At 34.4% G+C, this 26,701-nt stretch carries 24 protein-coding genes; 6 read left to right on the forward strand and 18 right to left on the reverse strand.

Annotation, left to right across the window (positions count from 1 at the left end; genetic code table 11):
* Nucleotide 1: 1 nt before the first annotated feature.
* Nucleotides 2–175: a hypothetical protein gene (locus tag PSR12_RS21955; RefSeq protein WP_004231821.1), complete on the reverse strand. Its 174-nt coding sequence runs from the start codon at nt 173–175 to the stop codon at nt 2–4.
* A gap of 65 nt (nt 176–240) precedes the next feature.
* On the opposite strand from PSR12_RS21955, the gene PSR12_RS21960 reads away from it, so the two are divergent.
* Both PSR12_RS21960 and PSR12_RS21965 read left to right on the forward strand, forming a co-directional pair.
* The gene (locus tag PSR12_RS21960; RefSeq protein ID WP_221681568.1) at nt 241–2,526 is read left to right on the forward strand and encodes a sensor histidine kinase; all 2,286 of its coding nucleotides are present in this window, start codon (nt 241–243) and stop codon (nt 2,524–2,526) included.
* A gap of 5 nt (nt 2,527–2,531) precedes the next feature.
* Nucleotides 2,532–3,167, forward strand: a complete 636-nt coding sequence (locus PSR12_RS21965) for a response regulator transcription factor (RefSeq protein WP_004231818.1) — start codon at nt 2,532–2,534, stop codon at nt 3,165–3,167.
* A gap of 198 nt (nt 3,168–3,365) precedes the next feature.
* Here PSR12_RS21965 and PSR12_RS21970 read toward each other — a convergent pair whose 3' ends face one another.
* Genes PSR12_RS21970 through PSR12_RS21980 form a run of 3 tightly spaced genes read right to left on the reverse strand, consistent with a single transcriptional unit; the run spans nt 3,366 to nt 7,976 of the window.
* Nucleotides 3,366–5,126 (reverse strand): ABC transporter ATP-binding protein, encoded by a 1,761-nt coding sequence (locus PSR12_RS21970; RefSeq protein ID WP_004231816.1) that lies wholly within the window; start codon nt 5,124–5,126, stop codon nt 3,366–3,368.
* A 58-nt stretch (nt 5,127–5,184) separates the two neighbouring features.
* Nucleotides 5,185–7,782 (reverse strand): class III lanthionine synthetase LanKC, encoded by a 2,598-nt coding sequence (lanKC, locus tag PSR12_RS21975; RefSeq protein WP_221681576.1) that lies wholly within the window; start codon nt 7,780–7,782, stop codon nt 5,185–5,187.
* A 38-nt stretch (nt 7,783–7,820) separates the two neighbouring features.
* Nucleotides 7,821–7,976, reverse strand: coding sequence for a class III lanthipeptide (locus tag PSR12_RS21980; RefSeq protein WP_004231812.1), 156 nt, complete (start codon nt 7,974–7,976; stop codon nt 7,821–7,823).
* A gap of 1,210 nt (nt 7,977–9,186) precedes the next feature.
* On the opposite strand from PSR12_RS21980, the gene PSR12_RS21985 reads away from it, so the two are divergent.
* Entirely contained in the window at nt 9,187–9,387 is a 201-nt protein-coding gene (locus PSR12_RS21985; protein ID WP_274770520.1) for a hypothetical protein, read from the forward strand.
* A 921-nt stretch (nt 9,388–10,308) separates the two neighbouring features.
* Here the strand turns inward: PSR12_RS21985 and PSR12_RS21990 are convergent.
* The 12 genes from PSR12_RS21990 to PSR12_RS22045 form a co-directional block, all read right to left on the reverse strand.
* A complete protein-coding gene (locus PSR12_RS21990) occupies nt 10,309–11,184 on the reverse strand; it encodes a thiopeptide-type bacteriocin biosynthesis protein (RefSeq protein WP_274770521.1) in 876 nt (291 codons plus the stop codon).
* A 109-nt stretch (nt 11,185–11,293) separates the two neighbouring features.
* Nucleotides 11,294–13,717, reverse strand: coding sequence for a lantibiotic dehydratase (locus tag PSR12_RS21995; RefSeq protein ID WP_274770522.1), 2,424 nt, complete (start codon nt 13,715–13,717; stop codon nt 11,294–11,296).
* Nucleotides 13,718–13,825: 108 nt separating this feature from the next.
* Entirely contained in the window at nt 13,826–14,920 is a 1,095-nt protein-coding gene (locus PSR12_RS22000) for a site-2 protease family protein (protein ID WP_274770523.1), read from the reverse strand.
* Between the two features lie 90 nt (nt 14,921–15,010).
* A complete protein-coding gene (locus PSR12_RS22005) occupies nt 15,011–15,160 on the reverse strand; it encodes a hypothetical protein (protein WP_274770524.1) in 150 nt (49 codons plus the stop codon).
* A gap of 25 nt (nt 15,161–15,185) precedes the next feature.
* A complete protein-coding gene (locus PSR12_RS22010) occupies nt 15,186–15,338 on the reverse strand; it encodes a thiocillin family RiPP (protein ID WP_274770525.1) in 153 nt (50 codons plus the stop codon).
* Nucleotides 15,339–15,407: 69 nt separating this feature from the next.
* Nucleotides 15,408–15,572, reverse strand: a complete 165-nt coding sequence (locus PSR12_RS22015; protein WP_274770526.1) for a thiocillin family RiPP — start codon at nt 15,570–15,572, stop codon at nt 15,408–15,410.
* Between the two features lie 38 nt (nt 15,573–15,610).
* Entirely contained in the window at nt 15,611–16,336 is a 726-nt protein-coding gene (locus PSR12_RS22020; protein ID WP_274770527.1) for a nitroreductase family protein, read from the reverse strand.
* 1 nt (nt 16,337) lies between these two features.
* A complete protein-coding gene (locus PSR12_RS22025) occupies nt 16,338–18,080 on the reverse strand; it encodes a SagB family peptide dehydrogenase (RefSeq protein ID WP_274770528.1) in 1,743 nt (580 codons plus the stop codon).
* A gap of 23 nt (nt 18,081–18,103) precedes the next feature.
* Entirely contained in the window at nt 18,104–18,736 is a 633-nt protein-coding gene (locus tag PSR12_RS22030; RefSeq protein ID WP_274770529.1) for a TOMM precursor leader peptide-binding protein, read from the reverse strand.
* A gap of 211 nt (nt 18,737–18,947) precedes the next feature.
* Entirely contained in the window at nt 18,948–20,237 is a 1,290-nt protein-coding gene (locus PSR12_RS22035) for a YcaO-like family protein (protein ID WP_274770530.1), read from the reverse strand.
* Nucleotides 20,218–21,345, reverse strand: coding sequence for an ABC transporter permease (locus PSR12_RS22040; protein WP_274770531.1), 1,128 nt, complete (start codon nt 21,343–21,345; stop codon nt 20,218–20,220). The genes PSR12_RS22035 and PSR12_RS22040 overlap by 20 nt, the downstream gene beginning before the upstream one ends.
* 2 nt (nt 21,346–21,347) lie before the next feature.
* A complete protein-coding gene (locus tag PSR12_RS22045) occupies nt 21,348–22,304 on the reverse strand; it encodes an ABC transporter ATP-binding protein (RefSeq protein ID WP_274770532.1) in 957 nt (318 codons plus the stop codon).
* Nucleotides 22,305–22,630: 326 nt separating this feature from the next.
* Between PSR12_RS22045 and PSR12_RS22050 the strand changes: the two genes are divergently transcribed.
* On the forward strand, nt 22,631–23,713 hold the full coding sequence (locus PSR12_RS22050) for a type III polyketide synthase (protein ID WP_221681590.1): 1,083 nt from the start codon (nt 22,631–22,633) through the stop codon (nt 23,711–23,713).
* Nucleotide 23,714: 1 nt separating this feature from the next.
* Nucleotides 23,715–24,257 carry an isoprenylcysteine carboxyl methyltransferase family protein gene (locus PSR12_RS22055; RefSeq protein ID WP_221681591.1) on the forward strand — a complete coding sequence of 181 codons (543 nt, stop codon included), beginning with the start codon at nt 23,715–23,717 and terminating at the stop codon, nt 24,255–24,257.
* A 20-nt stretch (nt 24,258–24,277) separates the two neighbouring features.
* On the opposite strand, the gene PSR12_RS22060 is transcribed toward PSR12_RS22055, so the two are convergent.
* Entirely contained in the window at nt 24,278–25,471 is a 1,194-nt protein-coding gene (locus PSR12_RS22060; protein WP_221681592.1) for a GTP-binding protein, read from the reverse strand.
* Nucleotides 25,472–25,640: 169 nt separating this feature from the next.
* Here PSR12_RS22060 and rpmG point away from each other — a divergent pair, with 169 nt between their 5' ends.
* On the forward strand, nt 25,641–25,790 hold the full coding sequence (rpmG, locus tag PSR12_RS22065) for a 50S ribosomal protein L33 (protein WP_004231780.1): 150 nt from the start codon (nt 25,641–25,643) through the stop codon (nt 25,788–25,790).
* Nucleotides 25,791–25,957: 167 nt separating this feature from the next.
* Here rpmG and PSR12_RS22070 read toward each other — a convergent pair whose 3' ends face one another.
* The gene (locus PSR12_RS22070; protein WP_221681593.1) at nt 25,958–26,692 is read right to left on the reverse strand and encodes a hypothetical protein; all 735 of its coding nucleotides are present in this window, start codon (nt 26,690–26,692) and stop codon (nt 25,958–25,960) included.
* Nucleotides 26,693–26,701 lie beyond the last annotated feature (9 nt).

A 26,701-nucleotide genomic window follows, 5' to 3' on the forward strand; every position in this document is an offset into this window, starting at 1 on the left:
ATTATTTTGAAGCCCACGAACTTGAAGCCGGTAGAATAGAAGTATTTACGCTTTCAAGCGATTTCAGAGCATCAGTAATTACTTTAATTTCATCTGCAGATAACATATATATCAATTCTTTTTGATCAATGTTACTCGAATTATTTAATAATAAATGAATTACATCCATTAACATTTAGATTACATCCTTTCAACTATATTATTTGTTCTTAAAACACTATAATTATGGGAAGTGAGATTATGGTTTTCAAAAAATTTGTTTTAATTTTAAGTAGTATATTTATCATTATACATTTTTATTTATTATCATTAATGCTAACGCCATATATGGGCATAAATATATCTAATAATTCAACTGGTGAATATATAATAACCAATATTAACCAAAATGATGGATGGGTACGTTATACAACCGCTTCACCCGGAAATATTATCAAAAAGATTGACGGACAGCCAATTACTGATGTATCTATAAACAGAGGAAGCAAAGTAGAAATTACAGACGGCGAAATTACACAAACAGTTGCTATCCCAAAGTTTGAGACAAGAAGTACTATTAAAGAACTAATTATTCCAAGTTTATTTTCTATACTAGCATTAGTTTTATCCATGCTAATGGTTAAATCTCCAAATGCAGTGAATCGATATTTCATTGGATTCTTGTTATCAGCTGCTTTGAGTTTATTTGCTTCGACCGAGTCTGGAAGGGATGATATTATCGCTAATATCATCATTATTACTTTTCTACCACTAGGATCAATGTATTTAGTTTTATTTATTTTTGCTCTTCTTCATGAAAGAAGAATTATTCAACAACAATCATCGATGTGGTTTAACTTTAATAAAGTTTTTTCCATCATTATCATATCAATCAGTATATTAAATTTATTATATAAAGGTCATTTTTCAGCAATTAGTGCAAATATAGTTTTATTTTACTTTTGCTCAAATGTTTTTTTTGTGATTCTTTTATTATGTTATTACTACATAAAAAACATATGTCATGAAGGGAAGACAATCCTAAAATGGTTAGTATGGATTAATGTCCTCGCATTCACACCATTCATATTGCTGCATGCATTACCATATATGCTAAATTTACCCTACCTAGATGATGATACCGTTGAAATTTTTTTGTTTATTATCCCTATTGGATATTTCTATTTATCTGTCTCTAAACAAGTAATAGATTTAAACTTCATATTAAGTAGAATTCCTTATTACTTTTTACTTTCTCTTTTACCTGCTATAAGCATTGCTACAATTATTATTTTTGGCAGCTTAAATCCTAATTCTCAGATTTTATATTTTTTCTTTTTAATTTTTTTAATTGTAAGTATGATTATTATTTTACTTTTTATCAAAGAGAAAGTAGACTTTGTCCTTCGACATCGCCTTTGGATGCGGGATGATAGTTTGTCTCAGCAGCTTGAGTTTTTTATTGGAAAATTATCATCAAGCATGAAAGAAAAAGATTTAAAAAATTTGTTTATCAACCAGCTTCAAGAATCATTAGGGCCAAGCATTATTGCTTTTATAAAGTTTGACTATCTTACAGATAATTTCCATTTAGAGGAAATTCCAAAAAACGAGCAAGCTATTCACCTTTCTGAAAAATTCAAAGATAAAATACGTAATCATAAAAATAAAAAGATAGATTTACTTGATTACCAAGGTTTAATTGGTATGAGGATTTATACAATCGAAACAACCCATACATACATATGGATTGGCTATAAAAAAAATCAAACAGTTTTTAACCTTCATGAAAAAGTTTGGTTTATTAATATTGTTAAATATATAAGACTCGTTTATGAAAACGTTTTTGCTGTTGAAAATCTAATACATACCATTGAACAAACAGAGGTTCAACAGTCACAATCATCTTCCACTTTATCACGTTTTCTGTTTCAATTATCCGAGCAAGAAAGAAGACGTTTAGCAGCTGATCTTCATGATTCAGCCTTACAGGATCAAATTATTTGGTATCGTTCACTTGAAAACTTAATCACTACAACGCCCTACCTTCCAAGAGATACACTAAGTCAATTACATCAAATAAAGAACGGGATGCAAGATGTAATTAATCAAATACGCACTACTTGCAATGAGCTTCGTCCAATCTCAATAACAAAAGGGGGATTAACTGTAGCTTTAAGAGAATTGTGTGCAAATATGCAAAAAAAGGCTAGCTTTGACATTACATATGATTTTCCCCCTATCATCGAACACGACGACTATAATTTGGAAATTTGCATTTATCGGGTTATTCAAGAACTTCTAAACAATGCACATAAACATGCTAATGCAACTAAAATATCATTAAGTTTATGGGATGATGAAAAGAACATATATCTTGACTATCGAGATAACGGTAATGGATTTAAGCCGGACTCAGTAACAGTCAATAACTCACATACAGGACTAAATGGTATAAAAGAAAGAGTTTATAGCTTTAACGGAAATATCAACTTCATTACTGAAATTGGTATTGGTACGGAAATCCATATAACAATACCGAGGTGAAAAAATTGATTCATATTCTTTTGGTAGATGATCATCAAATGGTAGGTCTAGGTACTAAAGCCATATTAGAAAATGAACAAGATTTTAAGGTTACTTATCTTCACGAGCTAGAAGAAATATATAAAGAATTTGAAATTAGCGACTATGATATTTACTTATTTGATATACAAATGCCTGAGTGCTCTGGTATAGATCTAACAAAAAAACTTTTAGCAATACGACCTAAAGCTAAAGTTATTCTATATACTGGCTTCGATTACTATTCACAATTTAGCTCGCTTATGAATTTGAACATTTGTGGAATAGTTAGTAAAACTGTTCCTTATGAAGATTTAATTATGACTATACGTGCTACATTAAAAGGGTATGTCTTATTGCCTTTACCCTTATTAAAAGAACTAAAAGAACCAATTCCCTCAAGCAATAATTTAAGTACACTACTCACTCAAAAAGAAATATCCATCCTGAGAAGCTTGATTAAAGGGTATAGTAATCAAGAAATTGCCGATGAATTATTTTTAAGTATACGAGCCATTGAATACAACTTAACTAAAATTTATAAAAAATTAGGCGTAAACTCTCGCACAGAAGCTGTAACAGAGGTAATCCGTTTAGATATTTTAAAAAGTGGTCTGCCCTAATGTTCTAAAAGTAATATAATATAAGACATGAGGTTGAGAACATTTAAATATAGAAAGCTATTTGAATATCCTCAGATTGTTAGAAATTCTTCTAACAATTTGGGGAGATTTTTTTAAATATCAAAATTCAAGTTGTTTTATATTAAAATTGTATTTCCCATTCATAATGAACGTCCCAGTAAAAATATATAGGGAAATTCAATCCTCGTTTTTCAGTTGTTGACGCACTAGCTTTTCGTAGAACATGTGTGTTTGCATCAAGTCTTTATGTGTACCGATACCTGTAATTTCTCCACGTTCTAACACAACAATTTGATCGGCATCAAGTATTGTAGAAAGTCTATGCGCTATAACGAGTGTTGTTCGATCCGCCATTAATTTTTGTAATGCTTTTTGAACAAGTAATTCGGAATCACTATCTAGATTGGAAGTAGCCTCATCCAGCAATAAAATTTTTGGATTTCGAATTAAAGCTCTTGCAATGGCAATCCGCTGTCGTTGCCCTCCTGAAAGCTTCATACCACCTTCTCCAACTTGCGTATTAACACCATCAGGTAGTCTATCAATAAACTCCCATGCATTGGCTTGTTGTATAGCATGTTGAATAGCTGTCTCTGACACTCCGTGTTCAACACCATATAAAATATTTGCTTTAATAGTCCCTGACATTAAGGGACTTTCTTGTGAGACATAACCAAGCTGACTGCGCCATGACTGCAGTGAAATGTCATAAATACTAGTTTGGCCTAGTAATATTTCACCTGAGATGGGCTTGTAAAAACGTTCTAGCAAAGAAAATAATGTCGTTTTCCCACTACCACTAGGACCAACAAATGCCGTCATTTTTCCAGTAGGAATTGTTAATGAGAGATTTTTAATAATCATATCTTCTTGATAGGCAAAAGAAACATTGTAAAATGATATATTTTGTTCTGCACTCTGCACTTCTATCTTTGCGTGCTCGCCCTCGCCCTCATGCTGAACAAAAAGAATATCTCGAATTCTTTCAATCGCCCCAAGTGCCTTTTGTAGAGATGTAAAGAAGGAGGCCATTTGAGTAAAGGGCACCGTAATTTGAAACATATAAATTATAATCGCTACTAGCGCACCAGCAGTTAGTGCACCAGAGGCTACTTGTACGCCACCATAACCAATTAATATAACAAGAACAAGCATCATTACAAATGTCATGAATGGGGAAACGAAGGCTTGAACTCTTGCTTCTTTTAAGCCAAATTTAAAAAGGTTGTGAACGTTCTTCTCACCATACTTGCCTTCGGTTTTCTCAGCATGATACGCTTTTACAAGACGAATATTTGCTAACACTCGACCAAGGTTAGCAGAAAAATTCGCCATTTCATCCTGCGTAGCATTTGCAATCTTGTACATTTTTTGTCCCAAGGGTAGGATAAATAAAATTGACAAAGGAATAGAAATCAGCATAATAACAGTCATTTTCCAATCAATGAGCAATAGGAAAATAATTGACCCAATAATCGTAATGATCCCTGTGACAAATGTGATTAAATGCTGAGTAATCAATGCTTTTACAATATTTGTGTCCTGCGTAATTCTACTCAATATTTCCCCAGACTGACGGTCATCAAAAAAGGAAATGGGGAGTCGTAGCACATGTCTCCACAATCGATTTCGAATAGAGGCAACAATGGATTCTCCTATATAAGTCATAAAATAGAAGGATAATCCTGAGGATACTGTTTGCATAATTAAAATAATCCCAAATAAAAGCATAAAAGAAAAATTAAACGCTGAGCTAGCCAATTGATCTACTAATTTCATCGTAAAAAGTGGAACTAGTAACCCAACAACAGTTTCGATTATTCCTAAAACGATAGCAAAAAAGATTATCCATTTTGGTGGATTTGCTTCTTTAATAAGCTTTAAAAAAACTTTACCACTTAAAGTTTTCGAATTTTTCCGTTCACTATTTTTATTCATTTGAATTTGCCTCATTCTAGCTAATTGATTGTAATATTTTTATAGCAAATGAATGATTTTAAAGAACAGCTATTCCATTAGTTGAATTTTGATAAGAAGAAAAAGTTTCTTTCAAATTAGGTAATGGTAGCCAAGAAAATCTATCTTCTTCAATTCCTGAAAGTGCCAATAACATCCCCGCTGCTCCAGAAAAAATGTCACCCGAAAGTTTATAGCAATAGTCCCCTGGCATAAAATATTTATCATTATCACTAAGTACATATAAATTTAAGGTATTTATTGCTTTATCTAAGAATTGTCCTCCCGTTTGAAGCTCGATATCAACTGCGTTGGCAGTTAGAATTATCCCGCCTAAGCCACGAAAAAGACCTGAACCGTAAAAGCATTTGGAACTAGCCACTTCCCCTATGCCTTTTAATTCAGTTTCCCATCTCTTGTCCTTTAGCAAATGTCTCAACTCTATCATGCTAAGACCTATGCCCGCGCTGCCTCCTGCAAGATACGGAATAAACCTTGTGTTTTCTTTATCGATAACTTGGTACGTTCCTGAATTATCCATAGTACATATACTTATATCTTTTTCTAAAGCTTGCAGAGAAAGTTCTAACCATACTTTTTCTTCAGTAGCTTTATATAAAGCACTATAAAATAGAGAAACACCGGACCATCCATCTACTAGCCCTAGTGGAATGGCATCAGCATCGTTAGAAGTTACCACTATATCTTTTTCAAGAAGGGAATGTAACTGAAGGCCTATTTTAATAGCACGATTAAGCATGTACTTAAAATCAGATATATAGGATGCAGATATAAATGCTAAGCCTATTCCAGCTAATCCCGTTCTTATTGAAATATCCTCATTATTTGATTCTATTTCTATTGAATCATAGATTGCTTTGGATCTTTCAATCATCCCTAAATCATAAAGTACTCCTGCTATTCCCGCTTTTCCTGAAAAAAGCCCCATATCAAGCTGATTAATAACTTCTTGCGAACTATATTTTATTGCCCAAGATTTTGCCTTTTCAGGTACATCGCCTGTGCGCATTAATGCCATGATTACACCAAAGCCACCTGTTAGTATATTAAAGATACCACCTAAACTTTCATACTGACGGATATCCCCCGATAATAGTTTGACATCACACCTCAAATCATTAATAATACCAGCTCTGATTGATGAGAGAATTTTGGGTATATCTGATCTATTAAAATATTTAGATGGCGCTGAGAGGAAACTTTTTTGTGGTATAACGCACCTTTTATTACATTCACTTTCAATTTCTTCAATCCATCTCATTGCCTTACTACCGAATTGATCAAAAATCCATTGATCATGTTTTTTTATGATGTCTACCGCTATATCTTGAACAGGCCCTATCGGTAGAAACAGATATCTTGCTATACGAAGTAAGGCAAACCAATCTGTCTGTTCCCGCGAAAGATTTGGAGCACCTACAAAACCAAGTCGCATTAAACCTGAAGGAATACTATCGTTTAAATGACTCGCTGCTTCAAAATCAATTAGTTTAATATCATTAGAAGCTGTTACCATTACATTGGCTGGCTGTAGATCGCCCATACCAACGTCTCTAGCATGGATAGATTGCAGAGCATCTTTTAATTGTTTTAGTATAAAACATGCATTGTCACAGTATTCACTTGAGTTTTGCTGTGCAGAGAATGGATAATTCGTTGCTATCCAAGTATCTAAGGATGTCCCACTAATATACTCTTCTTCTAAAAATACATGTTCCCACTCTTGGAATGTTTTATGGAATGAAACCACGGATTCTAATCCTAGGAGTTTTTTTAATATACTACCCTCATGATTTAAACGCTCGACCGCATCTCTTCCTTGACCATCTAAACCTGCATTTGGTCGCCCCTCTTTCAATACTACTTTAGTGTTTGAAGGAATGTGATTTGCCACATAAACCCCACCACCATTACTGAAGTGCAAAGCAGATTCAATAATATAATTATCAAGCTCTGATACAGCAGTTTGTATTTCCCCATGCGCTTCTGACATTTTTTTAACAATTAGTGGCTCTTCTATAAAATCAGGAACCGTATAATATGGCGCTCTAGAATCGGGTATTAACTCACCAGAAAAATTTTGAATGGCTGGAATTTTTGATGCACCGTTAATTAAATACATCTCCTTGAATGCCCCATATCTAAAATAAACATTCCCATCTAACCATCTTTTATCGTTCAGTATGTATGGTCCGTTTGAAAAGTCTTTCAATAGATAATGTAATTTCTCTAAAAGGAAAGTAAACTGACTTTCGTTATTCGGATAGATCGTAATAAATTTACCTGACGAGGCTCTGTCACCATATTTAGAATTCTTTAATACTAATTCCCACACATTAGATACATGTTTAAACGGAACAGAATTCTCAAACAAAAAATCCGAAACGACTCTCAATATTTCTTTAGCTTCTTTTGGTATAGAACTTATATGTATCTTCCAACCCTGAATAGGCAAATCAGAGTCTGGCTTAGAATAATATGTCCAATGTTTGTCAGAATTTATAACCCAATTGAAGGGTACATTAGAAATTTTCAGAGCTGACTCTGTCGCCTTTTCAAGTGGAGGCTCATAATATTTTTCTTTAAGATTAATATACTGTACATAACGCATATCCATAATTATTACCTCCACTCTTTATTCGTTACAGATCCGATTTATTTGCTACAAGTAAATTGACTCATCATGCTTGGTGTACCGATACAAAGGAAATTACTTGTTGTTGAATAACCCATTACGCCATTCAACTTTTTATTATTGACATCCATTTTTTGCAATTCTAGTACATTTGATTTTTTTTTGTTATACGTCATTATTCTCACCACCTTTCAAATTTCAAAATAAATTAGTAATGAAGTATTTTATAATAAAAGTGGATTTCATTAATTTATTTATCTATTTAACATGAAGAATATAACAATTTATTCCACAAAAACTTTTCCACATTTGAATTTTAAAAAAATATTGGAATTTATGATAACCTAGTGCTTGATTATTAAGAAAATAAATTGTTGATTCATCTTTTAAATACGTAATAATATGTTGAATAGGTACATTATAAAAATGATCTATACTAAAAATTCATTGAGACTCTTTTACCTACAAAACTGTTTGCTCCCAAGATGAGTCATAAAAATCTAATAAATAGTTTTATTACATTTAAAATATATCACCCCTTTTTCCTCCTGCCACCGAATTGCTTCCTCAAATATTCCACAAAGCAAATTAGTAATTTCCACATTTTTCACAAAATTCTTTTTAAAGATATATTAAATTAAATATTAAATCTAGAAAAACAATTATAGTATGAAGTTTTATTTACAGAAGCATGTATCCTCAATCTCCCCGCATACAATAAATAAGCAGCAATTGATGAAGGAGATGTTGAATTGTCAAAAATCATTTCAATCAGTACATACCAATCAACCGTACACATTACAACAGACAAATCAGGTAAAGCTAACAAAGGAGCTTTTTCATGCAAATATCTATTCCACTTGTTTAAATGCTAGAAGAAAACTCCCCTGCGGAAAGAAAATTTTCTTCATTACAGCCTCTGAGTCATAGGTATCTGCAGCACTCAGTGATCTGTTTGTAATGAAAACCTATACTTTATTTTTCATTGCTGTGGCTCTTTCGTTTCATAAAAAGGAAAATACCTTCTTTTGATCTAACCTTTACTCTCTCAAACTGGGAAATGAAACGAAATATTTTCTACCCTTAATTCAATTTTAACAAGTTTCTATGCCTCTTATCTGTGTAATGATAAAAGGCATAGAAACTTGTAAACCGTTAACTTTTATTAAATGCGATTTGAAATACATATGATTTTATAAAAAGATTTTTAACTAGTACTTTTGTAAGTTTATTTTCCAGAAATATAGTGGTATACTTATACATATAATCCTTTTAATTGTAATTTAAACAAAACTAATGATGTATTACTTTTTAATAGATTAAATAATGAACCACACCACAATAATATATAGATATTAATAGTAAAGATACTGAAGAGGTGATTTAATGATTGATCAAACATTAACTTGTAAAGCTTGTGGAAGTAGTTCCTTTGCAATTGGAGAGTTAGGACACGGCTATGCAAATATTAGACCAGTGAACAAACGAGCAACAACAGGCTCGCCTGTACTACTTACATATTGCCAAGATTGTGGTGAAATTGCTTCCATGAAAGTGAAGGAAATTGGTAAATTAAAGAAATGGTAAAACGGAGATCAATTTATAGAAATAATTATATGCTATAGGAACAGGCAAGAACGATTTGCGCCGTATATTCCATCTACTTGTGTATAAATGCTAGATAAATGCCACTAATCGTTGATTCGTTCGTTCATGAGCTATTGAGTGACGATTTATCCATTTATAATAAGCTGTGCGTGGGATTTTGGCGATGGGACATAATAAAACGATTAATAAATTTTCATTCCTCGCTAGCTCTCAAATCGTTATGTAGCAGCTTTGAATGCGAATTTTGCTAACGATAACTCCTTAAGATATCCTCTAACTTTTTTATGAATAAATTCTCTGCATGTAATCGTTCTTTTTCATATTACATTTGTTGAAACGTTTTTGTCATAGCTAGACTCATTCCTTTAACCGAATCTTTTAATTCACTACGAATAGTATACTTTTACCCAGTTTCTTAAAATAGAACTACTTGAAAGTCTATATTTCCTCGTCACTTCTCTTAATAATAAAATTACCAACTCGATAGTCTTAGAGAACTGGAATTTTTACTCTGAAGAAGTAAAAATTCTGATTGAATAATTGTTCAAGACCATCTTCTCCGAAATGTAGATAATCATGTTTCCAATCCTTAATTGTAACACGATGAACATTTGGTTTTTCGCTACATCATTTGTGTACAAGGTTCTTCTTGGTAAAACTAAATAATCGGTAATTTCTCTTTTTAAAGATAAAATATTTAGACATAAAAATATCTCCCCATTAGATAAACAGATTTTATTTTTATATCTTTCTACCAAACAGGGATAATATCATCGTACCTGAAGTGTCTGGGTTTTGTATGGATTATCATGATTAAATTTCATTCTATCTTCATATCAATATTAAAGCATACTCAAGTAGCGAAAAAAGGTGTCATACACAATGACACCTCTACTTGAATTATTTAAACGCATATTCTTCCTCTAAAACTAATAATAATTTTGCTAGGTATGCTTCCTCTAAAGTACTTATCCCCATTCTGTTATTCGTCATATGTATGTAGTGGAATAACAAATCCGTAAACTCTTGGTGAATGTTCGTGGCATCCTTTATAAGTTTCTGGGTTTCTTTCAATTTCTTAAGATAGGAATCGATCAATTGATTCATTTCCTGATTACTTGATATTTCTTTCCAAATATTTTTTATCACTTCACTGCGTTTAATTGCAGCAGTTGAAATTTTGGTTTTTATGGCCTCAGCTCCTTCATAGTCTCCGCCAGTCCAATAGTCAAAGTAATTCTCCAAAAATCTCATATATTGTTTCTTTTTTCTGATACTACCTTCTATTGATTTTTTTAATACTAATAATGAAACATTAGCTTTGGAAAATTGCTGATTTTCCTCTCTCAGTATATGTAAGACCATTTCGCTGGATGTTCGAAATAGTTGCTCGGCGATTCCAACCCCCTCTTCCCCACCATATTTACTGTATTCTGGTTCATAATTATTAATTTCGACCGCTACTTTTCCGTCCTGGTATTCAGGTGCGGGAATTAATTTATTAACCTTTTTGGGCTTCTCTTGTCTAATTTCCTCCAAGATAAGTAACGCATGTAAGCTAAACCAATGTTTTATTTTTTCTTCAATTTCTGGACTTGCTAAAAACCGTAGTCTTATGTGTGTACCTTTATGATCCCAATATCTCATAAAAAACCAATTCTCTATTTCATCTTTAAAAAAAGAAACTGATGGTTTAACAAGTCGTTCTATGACTTCATCTAAATAACCAGCATTGCCTGGATATATTGAATAAAATAGCCAGTTTTTTTGGTTCACATAAATCCCTCTTTCTCATAATTATCTAGGTGCAACTGCCCGTAAGACTTTAATTGGCTCAACTTTCAATCAATGAGGGATAGCCCCCATTAATTGAAGCTTCACTTTATTAACATCCCCATTTGCAAAGAGATAAAAATTCAGTAGCATGAAATTCGTTTTTTGCTGTGGAAATCCAATGTTCCTCACGACTTGGAAATACTTCTGTAAGTGCAAAAGATAATCCATTTGTCTTTTTATAACTTTGGATGACTTCTAAAGTATGCGGACTTCCAAAATGTACATAAATTGGCTTTCGCTTTTTCGGGTCAAGGTCTTTAGAACTATTAGTCTCTACGCAGAAAAAGGCCTCTTCTGGTAGATGATTTTCCCTCCGCCATCCATTCACACGTAGAAAATAGGTAAAGTCACTTTCATGATGTTGTTTAAAAGGAAACATATGAAGCGGTATTCTCCAGCGGGCCCTTCTCATCACCATACGTCCCTCTTCAATTCTTGGATAATATTCAATTTCCTTCGGTAGCTGATATTGTGGTCCAAACTCGCTAAAAGACCAATCTGTCTGATTCCCATTAATCCAAGGATTCGAAAGTATTAAAAATAGTTTTAAGAGCGGTGGTAAAAGAAAGTTTGGTATTGTTCCTGTATAAATCGGGGCAAGTGGCTTACCTTCTGGACCAAGAATTACTAGAGTATCATCAATTGCATGATGTTGGATAGTAATGTCCTCTAATAATAATGACCTTTGTCGATCTACTTGATTCATGGTATCACTCGGCCAGATAAGACATCTTTCACTGTTTTGCTCAACTATTTGAATATTATTCCAATCAGCTCCATAAGTAATGAGGACTGGCTCAGCATCCGGAACAAGTCCACTTATCCAAGAAAGAAGGTGGTCGGATAACGCTTCCCCTTCATGATTAAATAATGGAAGGAATCTATAGAAAATATTCCCAAGACCAGAACTAGAATGATTCACAATAATTTTAAAGTTCCCTTTGTCTAACTCCACTTGATTTTTCGCAGCAATTTGGTAATTAAATACAGTTGCAGGAGGCACACTAGACGAAGAAAGCTTGTGCCTTTTTCCATTTCTAGACTTGTTCATGATACTTTGTTTATTAAGCTCACCAGCTTCGCTCATAAATGTTAAAACATCGCTTCGATTCATAATACTACATAGAAATTCAAATACATCCTCACAAGTTCCTCCGATGCCAAACCTCTCAATAAAGTGACTTTTAACTACATCATAATAGTGACTATGTATCATTTTCTCAGTAAATGTTTCGCCATATTTTTCAAGTTCCAGTTGAACAGCAGGGTTGATATGTGGAATCCTTTTATGAAAACTTACATCTTCATATACAAAACCTCCTTTGTCAAACCACTTTGGAATGCTTATGTTTAACGCTTGAAAAATAGATTTTGCTTCTTCACTTATCGCTTTCAGCAATGTAAAACGCTCAGTTGCTTTTGCCCGACCTAATTTTTGTATATTTTCATTTACATTCTCCAATTTGCTAATTAAAATTAAAGAATTTTTGGATTTTAGTTTTTTGAGTATTCCTACTAACTTTGATAAAGGATTTTTTTCATTTGATTCATACGGGAAAATCGGTCTAATCAAGCCAATTTTTAATAATTGAGTAAAACTCGCTAAACCACCAAAATCCTTTAGTGCTTCTACCCATTGCTCTCTAGAACCCTTCCTTGTATTGCGAACAAGTTTAACTAATGATACATCATGCAGCATTTTCAAGTTTTCCGTCTTTGCTGCAAAATTGCCTTGTACCCTATAGTCACCTACCAAATATTGAGGTTGGTCTCCTTGGTCGTTTATACCCCTATTTCCTTCAAATAGAAATAACTGGCCGAACTCAGTATTCATCGCAATGGCCATGGTCCAAATATATACAATTGGCTGATAAATTTGTATATATGATCGCTCTTCCATATCTTCTAATAAATCATTTGCTTCTTTTGAAAATAAACTTACTCCCAGTTTTGTAAAGGTACTAAATGGACTTGTTTTCATAATTGAGCGTGTCAAATAGGAGGTGGATGTTTTAGAAATCCCTTCTCCTAATTGAAATTGTGAAAGGTCTCCAGGCTTATATGCAGACATAAAACTTTGACTTGAAAGCAATATACCTTTTTTAAGATCATCATTCTCTAAATAGTGCGCCATTTTTTTTGATGCTCTGTCAACTTCATCCTTAAACGTAGATTGGGCCTTTAATCGAAGGGATTCATTATAATTGATTGATTCTAACCATTGTTTAACTTGACTTTGTTCATGTTTTGGTAGAAAATTCAAAATCTCATGAATACTTTCTTCCGTTGCTTTGGGCTTTCGTTGGTTGAAGACGTCTCTTTTCAAAGATAAGACCGTTCTTCGAAATGTGTGTTCATCTTTTAGTTCGGATACAAGACGAAATAATATCGCTTCAACAGCCCCTCTTATTTCTTCTAGACGCTCCTCCACTTCCTTAATTTCTTCAAATATGGAAAGTGTTTCAAATAACACCAATTCATCTACAATACTAGTTGGAAAAAGATTAATACGGGCTAAAGCAAAGGGGGCAATTGTGACATGTTTCTCTGTTATTGATACCATGTATATAACACCTCTTCTCTAAAATCTTTGTATATATCGGTATGCAAAAAATAGAATAATACAAATATAAAGGACATTAATAAGTCCATATATAAAATAGAACGTTTTTCTCGATCTACTAATATTTATTAGACTAGCTGGAAGCTCTGAAAAGGTTGCGATAGCAACAAAAAATTCAAAAGCTCTCCTACGTAAATTTAATTCTCCCGATGCGGCTTCAATTGCATGAAATCCATCTGTTGGTAATAGAGGATTTAAATTTGCAATAAAAATCATAAGCTGTATAATCATGATAACTTGAAAATGTGCGGATATGGTTTCGCTTCCATATAATACAAAAAGCGAACTGATTCCAGCTCCCGTTATATCAAATACAGGACCTGCCAAAGATACTGCAGCTCTATCAAACTTTCTTTTCAACCGATATGAATCTGTTGTGTCAACATAAGCTATAGGAATGAAATAATACATTAACCCTATACCAGCTTCTCTTATATCAATTCCAAATCGTTTAAGTACAATTGCATGATGAGATTCATGGAATATATAGTGGATGAAAATACCTAAAGCAATCAACCACAAATTTAAAGGTGTTGATACGAATTCCAATTTAACAATTCCAATCAAAATATATAAAGGTATAGATGCTAAAATGATGGTCAAAAAAGCAAGTATTGCTAAAAACCTTCTTGAGAATTTGGATAATAGATAACTAAATGGATGTATTATTTTATTTGTTGTTTTTAGTAAAGGTAAACGAAGCATTGGTCTACTATATAGACCATTGAAGGTCTTTTCCAATTTCCCAACTTGAACAGGATCAAGATTGATGGCACCACTCTGACGCAATTGATAAAAAAAACTAAACACCACTCTCTCCACATCTTGTAAATTTTTATCATTTTTTTCTGCTAGGTGAGTAATAATATCATCAATTGAATAGGAACGATTTAATAAATCCAGCACCTCAACGCCTAGTGTGGAAATCCGAATATATTTTTTTGATTTTATATTAAATAGCAACGGTTGATCATTTGCCCCATAAATAAGCTCTACTCCCTCTGCCAATTGAATATCCTTTGAACGCATTTCTGTCATAAGTGCTGCATCCATCAAACCCCTCCTAAAATACAATACCTGAAATATGTAACACTTCTCGGGGGAACCCCCTCGAGAAGTGTAGAACATTGATTTATAAAGATTTTAACAAGCTGATGAAAGACTACTTCCGGTTCCTAAACTTCCAAACCAAGAAGCTGCAGTAGTGAAGCTAGCTGCGCTGCAAAATCCACTTGATATTTGATCTTCCAATTCCTCTGCAAACAGCTCTAACTCTACTGGAGAATTTTCCATATTAAAACCTCCTAATTCACAAATTTTAACAAGACAATGTAGCAACTGTCCCAAAAGTTGATGCAGCACAAGTTGTAGCCGCAGTAGTTAAAGTTGAGAAGCAGCCCGTTCCTGCTGAAACTTGTTCATTTAATTCTTCTGCAAATAGTTCAAGTTCCATTTCTTTATTGATTTCCATGTTTCACGCCTCCATTCAACCATTAATTAAATTTTAAGTAAATTGCACTGTGTTAATTAACTCTTTTGATTAGCCTCCAAAGCTAGAAGCAGTTCCGACTGTAGAAGCTGTACTACCTAGTGCACAAGAAAAAGTTCCTAAAGAATTCCAGCAGTTAAAGCCAGCATCGATTTTTTCTTCAAGCTCTTCTGCAAATAAATCTAGGTCTTGAATAGTTTCCTTTTTTACATCCACATGAATCTCCCCTTTCAATCTAAATGTATATATGTTTACTATTTTATGGATAGCTCACTTAAAGGAACTCCAAAAGAATAGGCAAACAATGAAGTTAGTTGGTATCCATCGATTTTTACTGTTGTATATAACGATTTTGGTAGGATACCTGCAAATAAAGAACCAACATAGCCAAGACTAATTGATGCAAGCCAAGCTCTATCTGCAGCCATTCCGCCGCGAATTAATAAGCGACGTAATCCTGAACTGCCATAATGATGTATAGTAGCCCCTAATTTTCCCGTGAAAATAAGAATAACTGGAGCATTACCAAATTCACTTTGTAATACAATTTCATTCATGTTCAATGATTCTAAATTACCAATTGGGACTAGTTCATGTTCTTTCGAAGAATAATGGTAGATTGCCGGATTTAGTCCATCTACCTTTTGCGCATAGACAACAACCCCCAATTCAAGGTCATTCAGAAAATCATTTTCCCAATCCTTTGTATCAGAATCAAAGATCAACTTTAGGATGGTACTTAAATCAGCTAATTTAACAAATTCATCTTCCCATTCCTTAATAGCTTCCCGTAAATCGAGCGCTTCTTCAAGCGACATCTTACTTATTTTCGGATCAGGCAAAGAGATTGGAAGATCTAACATTGTATATGGATTTTGTAATAAGGACAGTGGAATATCTTGGGTTGTATGAAAATCTGCCTTAGAAACCTTTGTTTCATCTAGTATTTTAGTAAAAAGATTATTCATTTCATATTGCAAATTAATCAACTCCTTTATCAAAAACTGCAATGACTCCAGAAATCGTTTCTTTATATTGCAGTAGATTTAGATAGTCTTCTAATACATAGTCATCCCATTTATCAATTATTTTCATATTTAAATCCGCTTCTTTTCCTACTGCGGACATATGAGAAAGCGAAACACCTGCATCTAAATTTACAATTTTAAATCCAAATTGCCCGTATTTGCTAAAGACTCGATGCAGTGCTGAAGTAACAATAATCGTTACGGATGGAAGTTGTTTTTCATGCATTACTGAATCTAGATGCAGAGTTTGTTGTAGCAAACTAGTAATCTCATCTTCAGTTTGTGTTTGAATTTCAGCAAGTGCATGGTCAACAGCTTGATAGAAATAGAGGCCAGACTTTACGCCTTCTACATCGCGTATGATTACATATAACTCAGCAGAACCTAGATTACCTCCAGTTGGTGCCCACCTTTTAAGCTTGCCATTAATAGCCCCTTTCACACCTACTCCTCGCAAAAGAATGGATGAAAGTAGAGGTAAATCAATCTTTTCATGTACAAAGGGTAATTCTTTTTCACCTAGTAAGCTTTGAATCGCTTCTCCTGTCGCCTTCGGAATCTCGTTATATTTTAATAATGGAATTAATGGGGAGTTTTTGAATCTCTTAAAATCAAGACTTAATTCCATATTACTAGAACGAAAATGTACTTGATGGGCTTTCTTCGACCCTAAATGATGCGAAGGGAAATTTACTGAGTGTAGATAGGAAACAGCTGTTTCAATCTCATTTGTTTCATACCCCTCAATTGGTCGGCAACTGCAACCTGGAAAGAAGGGGAGTCTTAACTGTTTCCTCTCCCAATTATCAACATCAAAATTATGAACATAAGGTCCTGATCCAGGGGGCGCTATTCTGCTTATTAGATAAATCACTTCCTGAATGGTAAAGTATGCCCACAAATTCTTTTTGTTTTCATCTGCGTCTTGTAAACCATAATTAAAAGTATCTGGTTTTAATTTTTCAAGACAACTAAAGCATGGTGTTTCATCACGTTCTAAATAAAACATTTCCGCCTTCTCTTCTTTTACAATACTTAACAACCATGGGATTTTTTTATCTGCGCACATTTGATCAAGCTTGTACATCTGTTTTCGGTCAGGTACTTGATCATAAAATACCACAACCAATGATACATCTTCATCAAGCTCAAAATTTTGGTTATGAATTACATTTACATGTAAGTTCTTCAATAATTGTTCGAACAATGGTGCATACTTATCTTCTGTAAAAATTGCAACCTTTGCTTTACTTAATCGTTTCATGCTTTGCGCACCTGAGCGATTATAGCGAATTGTATCAGTATGTCTACGGAAAAATCCTAATGAATTTTCATCAAATTGAGTTAGATCAATTTCTTCATCTGCAGCACTATCTTCTAATAGCCCGCGAACATAAAGTATGGATAATGCTTGTTTTAATCCTTCCCGTGAAAGTTGGGGGATTTCGTCTAATATTTTCTCAAATGTTCTTGTACCATCCAATAGCGGCAATAGAATAGGAAACAAAGTACTAGTCCCCTTACCTCCGATTACCTGCCGTTCATCAGTACCTTCAAAAATGATCCTTTGTAAATGTGGTAAAGGAATCATTGCTACTTCTTTTAGTAATCGCGGCTTAGTTGGCATTAAAAATTGTGGATCGTTCTCAACTACATTTGCCATTATGGACGCTGACATCACCTTTTCAACAAACATTTTTCTTCCTCCTTATTCAATTTTCAGTAAGAAAATATTCGATCAAACTCTTCTACAATTTTTTCATAGCTTCTAGTAGCTTGATTTTCCGTTGAACCACATCTTTTACAACCATGAAAACCAACTACCTTTCCCTTATCTATCCCTGAAGTAATCAAATTATATTCAAACACTTTTCCTGCTTCTTTATAAATATTTTTTTGAATACGGTTTAGAAATTCTATAAAGAGACATGCTGCTATTTGACTATGTACCTCCAAATATCCAATAGGTCCAAAACTCGGATTTTGGCTATAAAATTCTTCAATTGAAGGAATAAACTTTCCGAATTTCGAATGTTGGATTTGACGGCGACGATAGCAAGAATAACAGCCTTCTTCACCAGGAACAACAATTGGACCTATTTGTAATTTTGGAGTATCTAAGATAATTGGAAACCATGGGACTTTCCATGCGTGACACATTTCATCTAATACTTCACAAAGCTTTGGAACTGGTCGCCACGAGATTACAACATGTAAATCTGCATGTGGCCAACTTCCAACCCAAAACTTTCCTTCCTGATCAGCCGTCGTGATCTCTACATCTTCTACTTTTTCAGCTATTATTTTTGCAGTAGCTTCCCCAAACGTCCCACAAGCCAAAATATGTATCATAAACCATCCTCCTAAAAATTGAATTTTCTGATTATTTAACTTAAGATCCTCATATCGTGTTCATGTGTTCTTATTAATCGAATGCTTTATATAAAAAAGTAGAAAAGTTTCTTACTAAATAAGGTAATAAGAAGATGCGTTGAAAAAGATTTGCTTATTTGAACTATGTCTCTGCTTTTTGGTCCAAACTTGACAATCTCCTACTTTTTCTTTACGCAAACGGCTGTGGCCAAGGATTAATCTCATGCTCTTCCTTAACTGGATATCCTAACAGTCTAGGTACCTCGTAAAGACGTTTTGTCCCTAAAAAGCGATCCGTATAACTAAAGGAAAGTGGCATTAATGTCGGTATCACGACACGTACAACCTTTAAACCGGCTCTTCTTGCCTCATCAGTAGTAAGATCAACAGCAATGACCTCATGCCCTTTTTCTTTTAGTAAATTAACAACCTTTTTTAGGTTTTCTGTTGGACTACCTGTTTCAAGAACTGGTATATCAGAGATATTTCGTCTATTTTTAGAATGAAGTAAAAAGTTAAAGGCGTGCATGTTTTCTGGTTTACCCATATAATGAGCACCATCATGAACCTCTATAAAATCATCTACATCCTTATCAGCTAGTGGACGATGCTGCATAGCCATTCTTGATGATGCAGCTTCCCTCATTATTTTGGTTAATGATTTGTATGGATCTAACTCTGTTGAACACATAACTAATGTAGCTAGATCTTTATTGTGTGGTGAAATTTGAACACAATAAATCGTTGGTATTCCTAAATCTGTTGTCGCATCAAAGAAATAATGCTGAACATGCTCATTTTTCTCCATCTGTTCAATAAATGGAATAGCCCAATCTGGAACTTTATCAATCACAATTCGTGGCAGTTCTAATTGCTGTAACCATAGGGTAGAAATTGCATCTCTTTCAATCACTTCATTGATTGCGCCCAAAAGTGCTTCCTCCATAGTCACATGTGCTGCACATCCTGTTGAAATTGGGAGCCAAAACTTCTCCCCTATACTTTTATATGGAATATGCAAGTACACCATATTAGCCGGCACCCACACTTCTTTCTTATCAAATAATGAGATTCCTTTTACCCACCGTATCGGAAGGTTTTTCTTAGGCAGTTCCAACTTGCATTTTGAATTTTGTAACTCTCTTTCCGATACTCGCGGAATAAGATCTAAATCAAGTGCATCATTACCAAGTTCTTCCGCTGTAGCCCAAATAAATTGTTCCTCTTCGTTATAGATACAACTAGAATATCGTTCAACTGTCTCAGCAACAGCCTTGATTTGTGCTTCTTCTTCTGTCAAGGCTCCACCTGCTCCATCTAATATCGATGGAGTAATCGATGGTATGACTAGTGAAGGGTCCCCGAGAAGCCCCGAATATATTGGATAAGCTGGTTCCCCTGGGATATTGGGAAGCAGGATAGCATTATTGATCAATCCACCAATTGGCTGTACTACATTTTTAATTAGAACTTGTCCCATATTTATTCATCCCTCTTCTCACTTTTTTTTTGTTGAATTTGTTTTTTTGCGGTGTCGGTTGATCCCATTTAAAAGTGCGAACAGCAACAAATATGATGATAATAGTCGTTACAAGAAGAATTAATAGATCAATTCCTAATGGTGCGACTGGTGTTGCATCCATTGATAGTTGTTTGATAGCATCTCCAAAATAGGTTAACGGGATAAACTTTGCTATTAGTACAACTGAATCAGGCAAATATTCTAATGGGAATAAAATTCCGCATAACATTAACAAAGGTGCTAACAATCCACCTGAAATACCATTTGCCACTTCCTCTGAATTGATTAATCCACCCATCAAATATCCTACAGAAAATAGCATGCACAATCCCAAAACTGACACAAGGATGATTGACAAGATATTTTCAGTTGGAACAATATCCATCGCAACACCAATGCCAATTATAACCACCAGCTGAACTATCGCAAGACTTAGTCTTGTGACGACTTGTGAAAGAATAAATTGAAGCTTATTAATTGGTGTTAGCGAAAATAATCGTAATGTACCGATTCTTCTCATTTTTATAATCGGAATAGCTGTACCAAATAAGGCTAGTGACATAAATGCCATAATAAGTACACCTGGAAATGCGTAGGTTAGTGGATCAATATCACTCTGTTTGTCACCCATTTGAGTTAATAAGATTTCCGGCCCTTTGTATGGATTTGCTATTTCCATAATGAATCCTCGAACAATCATAGCTTGGTCGATATTTTCATCTAAGTAGATTAACTCATATGAGTCTGCCGAGAAGTTGAGACCTATTGTTATCTCTTCTTCCTCTACAAGCTGATTTACTTTTGTTCCATCAACTAATTCGGCATCTACTAACTCATTTGTTTTGATAAATTCACTTATTTGTTGGACTTCCTTATTTGCATTCGCATCCATCACAATGCCAATTTTCGCTTTGGAATCACCTGTCATTTGAGACAACAAAACAAACAATAAAATGAACATAAAAGGGAAGACAAGAGTGAAGAAAAAATTCATTTTATCCCTAGAGAGTTCACGCCAATTCATTAACACTAATTGTATAAATGAACTTTTTTTTGATTTTTTCATATTTAAACCTCCTCTAGGATAGATCGTCCCGTAAGACGTAAAAACACATCTTCAAGATTAGCGCCTTCAATGCGTAAATTAGACCAACTACAATTCAAGAGCTCACCTTTAGATAATCGATTTATGGTGGTATCACAATCATTCGTATGAACCTTAATTTCTTTTGCTCCGCCCACCAATTTTTCTTCAACCGTTATAACCTCAAGAAATGAGCTGATTTTTTCTATATCAACCGTTCTATCTTTAGTCGTAAAACAAATTGCTTTTTCAGAAACATATGTATCCACTAGTTTTTCTGGGGTATCACAAGCAATAATATTTCCACGATCGATGATGGCAACACGATCACACAAAAATTCAGCTTCCTCCATTGAGTGAGTTGTAAGGATGACAGTTCGATTTTCCGCTCTAAATTTTAAGATAAGATCCCATAATTTTCTTCTTGCATGAGGATCTAAGGAACCAGTTGGCTCATCTAGAAATAATATTTGTGCATTCGATACGAGTGCAACTGCAATTAACAATCGCTGTTTTTGGCCACCTGAAAGATTTTTCACAAGCGTGTTTGCTTTTTCCTCTAAACCTACCATTTTAATTAATTCATCACTGTCATATGGATCAACATAAAAACTAGCAAATAGTTTAATTGTTTCTATTACTTTTAGATTCGGTAATAAGCTTGCTTCTTGAGGTTGAACACCAATTAACGTTTTAATCTTCTCTTTGTTTGAATGATGAGCTAATCCGAGTATATTGATTGTCCCTTCAGATGGCTCTCGTAATCCAACTATACATTCAATAGTAGTTGTTTTACCTGCACCATTCGGCCCCAAAATCCCTAAAATTTCCCCTACAGGAATTTCTATCGAAATATTATTTACTGCACAAAAGTCCCCATAGTATTTAATAAGATTTTTAATTTCAACTGCTAGATGGTTATCTAATTGTGTCGCTCTCATCTGTTACCTCCGATCATTTTTTTGCAGTTATTTTTTATAGTCATATAATATACATACTATTAAACTTCAACACCACAAAATTGCACTCTTAGCAAGATTACCGTTTTTATGTAATTTATTTTAATTCTTAACTCTATACAAAATATAGCATCTCTAACCCAAATCAACACCGAAGTCTCCCCGCAAAAAAACCACATACTATATTAGAGATTTCCACAATTGCCGCAATTATAGATAAGCTAAGCACTGGGTGAATTTCTACAAGCATGTATCCCCTACCACCTTGCATACAATGAAAAAACCACTAAATGCGAGGAGATGTTGAGTTGCCTAAAATCATTTCAATTAGCACATATCAACCACCTTACACATTACAGCAAGATAACGCAGAGGAACTAACGAAAGAGCTTTTTTATGCAAAAATTCCAAAACTAGAGCGCTACTTAAAGGTTTTTGATAATGGTGGCATCGACACACGCCATTTTTGTGTGCCAGCTGAATGGCATCGTACGAATCACTCCTTTGAAGAACGTAATAATTTATATATTGAGTTGGCTACACAATACAGTGTAAATGTCATTCAAGCATGTTTAGCTAATACAGCTTTTTTATCCTCATCTATTCCAACTGAGGACATCGATGCCATCATTTTTGTTAGCAGTACAGGAATTTCAACACCTAGCATTGACGCACGTGTTATGAACAAGCTTCCCTTTTCAGATCGACTTAAGCGCATTCCTCTATGGGGTCTTGGTTGTGCAGGAGGAGCCGCTGGTGTAAGCAGAGCCTATGATTTTTGTAAAGCCCATCCACATGCAAAGGTGCTTGTCGTTTGTGTCGAGTTATGTAGCCTCACTTTTCAGCCAAATGATTTTTCTAAAAGTAATTTAATTGGTGCTTCCCTTTTTGCCGATGGTGCAGCATGTATACTTGTTTGTGGGGATGAAGTAGCTTTCGCAACAAAAAGGCCAACCCCTAATATTCTAGCTACAGGTTCTAAATGGATGCCAGATTCGGAAAATGTAATGGGTTGGGATGTGAAAAACAACGGGCTTCATGTCATTTTCCAAAAAAGCATTCCTTCTATTATTACCAATTGGCTCGGACCTTTCATCGAGCAATTTTTAATGGATCAAGAACTGTATAGCGAACAATTGACTCATTTTATTGCGCATCCTGGAGGAAAAAAGGTATTAAAAGCTTATGAAGATACACTTTATCTATCTCCCCAAAAAACCGACATTTCTCGGGAAATATTGAGACGACATGGTAATATGTCATCACCGACAGTGTTATACGTATTAGAGCAGTTTATGTTAAATGAAGGACAAGTGGAGGATACAGGTTTGCTCGTAGCTCTTGGCCCTGGTTTTTGTGCAGAAGCTGTATTATTAAACTGGAGGGAGTAACATGATCTTCTATTTTATTTTTATCCTTGTCGTTCTACAAAGATTGACAGAGGTTGTCATTGCCAAGCGCAATGAGAAATGGATGCTCTCACAAGGAGCCTATGAAGTAGGTGCTTCACACTACCCCTATATGGTAGCCATGCATGTTAGCTTTTTTCTGTTTTTAATAGTGGAAATCGTCACAAACAACAATGGCATCTCGCCCTTATTTCCGTTATTTTTTATATTATTTTTAGCAGTGCAGGCTTTACGGATCTGGTGTATTCGCTCTTTAGGCACTTTTTGGAATACAAAAATCCTCATTTTACCTGACGCACAAGTTGTTCGTAAAGGGCCATATGAATATATGCGCCACCCCAATTATGCGGTAGTTTGTTTAGAAATCCTTTTGCTACCACTCATGTTTCAGGCTTACTTTACAGCATTTTGTTTTACATTACTCAATATTACAATGCTTTCTGTCCGAATACCTATAGAAGAAAAAGCATTACGAGATGCTACTAATTATAATCGTATATTTCAAAAGAAGATTTCGGAGTCTTAGCCGAAATCTTCTTTTCTTCTTTATTGCCATTCCCAGTTAAATGGGTCTTGTAGACGTTCCCAAGGGTTCTGAAACTCTTCATTTGTTAACAAACAGTTGTCTAACTGTTTAGTGATTTCTTCTCGATCTAGATCAATGCCAATAATAACAAGTTGTGTCATTCGATCTCCGAACTCTTCATCCCAATCTTCCAATACTTCAGGGCTTTGCTGGAACACATCCTGCTGCTGGGCTTGAGAAAGAGCTGCTACCCAATAAGAGACTGGTTCAATTTTTGCAGATGACCCAGCTTGTGATAATAATAGTGCAACTTCCTGATGTCTTGCACTCCAAATAATACCCTTCGCTCGTACTATTGAATCTGGCATGTGATCACACCACTCAACAAAGCGCATCGGATGAAACGGTCTTTTGCGTTTATAGGTAAAGGAAGAGATCCCGTACTCCTCAGTCTCTGGTGTATGGTTTTCATGACCAAGCTCCAACTCCTTTAACCAACCAGCCGATTCAGAGACACGTTCAAAGTCAAAGCGCCCCGTATTTAAAATTTCAACTGGATCGATAACACCATTTGTTGTACGTATAAGTTTTGCCTCAGGCTGTAATGCACGTAAAATACGTTCTAACCGTTCAAGCTCCTCTGCGGATACTAAATCGCACTTATTTAAAATAAGGACATCACAAAATTCAATTTGATCAATAAGAAGGTCTGCAACATCACGCTCATCTAATTCACCAACAGCTTCCTTCCGCTCCAATAAGCTTTCCCCAGACTGAAAATCATGCCAAAAACGATGGGCATCTACGACTGTAACCAATGTATCTAATCGACAAAACTTCGTTAAATCAATGCCAAGCTCCTCGTCTAAATAACTAAATGTTTGTGCAACGGGAATCGGCTCACTAATCCCTGTCGATTCAATTAAAATGTAATCAATATTGCCTAGCTTCGAAAGACGTTCCACCTCCTGCAATAAATCCTCTCGTAATGTACAGCAAATACAACCATTCGATAGCTCTACAAATTTTTCCTCTGTACGTGATATACCACTACCATTTGCGATAAGCTCCGCATCAATATTAATTTCACTCATATCATTCACAATAACAGCGACACGTAAATCCTTTTTGTTTTGCAATACATGATTCATCATTGTTGTCTTACCAGAACCTAAATATCCACTCAATACTGTAACAGGAATTTTCTTTGTCATTCTTACAACTCCTCAAATCGTAATCATTACTATTTACAATTTGTAATTAAATCATATTATTTTGGAAAATGCAAAACTTTTTATTACTAGTGAAATTAAACTTGACAATATCCAGTGAGAAATATATTGTTTAAATCGTAATAATTACTATTTAAAAGGAGGTCCTTCAATGCGTGTACAAGTAACACTAGCCTGTACTGAAACAGGTGATAAAAACTATATTACTACTAAAAATAAACGCAATAATCCCGAAAGATTGGAGCTTAAAAAGTACTCCCCTCGCCTGAAACGTGTAACCCTGCATAGAGAAACAAAGTAATATTGGAATGAGGGTCAAAAGGGACCTCTGGAGCTAGTCTCACCTACTTTGGAGTGCCTTCCTCTTCATTGTGAGCGGTTGAACCTCCTTAAAAGCTTCTTATTCGAATCAAAAAAATGACTGTTTCAAAGGCATACTTTTGAAACAGTCATAATGAAATTTTATAGCTAAAGCTGCTCACTATTGATTTCTAACGCTAATTCATTCAATTTCTCATCTAATTCATCGAGCATGCGTAATCTAAAATCTATTTGTTCATCAATATTAACTCCTTGTTTCATTGATGTGCTACTATCCTTAGATTGTTTTTTTAATGCAACTATTTCATTGGATAATCTCTCAATATCTAGATTTTTCATCTCTAACTCACTTAATAAATGTCGATGAAGGCTGTCCGATTCTACTTTCTCTCTATGGTATTTTTCTAGAGTCTCTATAATATTCTCCATTTGTTTACTTGCTAAGGTTGTATAGTCACTTAACTTTTTATCTATGCCTTCCACCATAGACCTTTCATTTGGATCGATCGAAGCCTCCTTTGATGCTTGAATTTTGTCCATCAATGACTTATTTTCAGCCCGCAACTCTGCCAATTCCTTTAATAATGCCTCAATGGATGCAATTTGCTTTTTTCTTTGTGCTTCTCTCTTCTGAATTTCTTCATCGTAAGCTTGCAATTCTTTATCAAAGTCTCTTTTCAACTTTAGGAGCTCCATTGAAAGTTCTTTTTTATGCCTTGTTAATTGAACATTTTCTCGTTCAAGTCGAAGAACCAAAGCATAATAATCACTATCTCTAAGTCTTTTTACTTCATTTTTGTACTTGGCTAACTCGGCCCTTAAAAAAATAATCATTTGTTGGAGCTGTATTGGATCATTGTTTTTCACAATATCATTGTCCATCATCACACC

It is taken from the genome of Lysinibacillus sp. G01H (assembly GCF_028872195.1).
GTDB classification, from domain to species: domain Bacteria; phylum Bacillota; class Bacilli; order Bacillales_A; family Planococcaceae; genus Lysinibacillus; species Lysinibacillus capsici.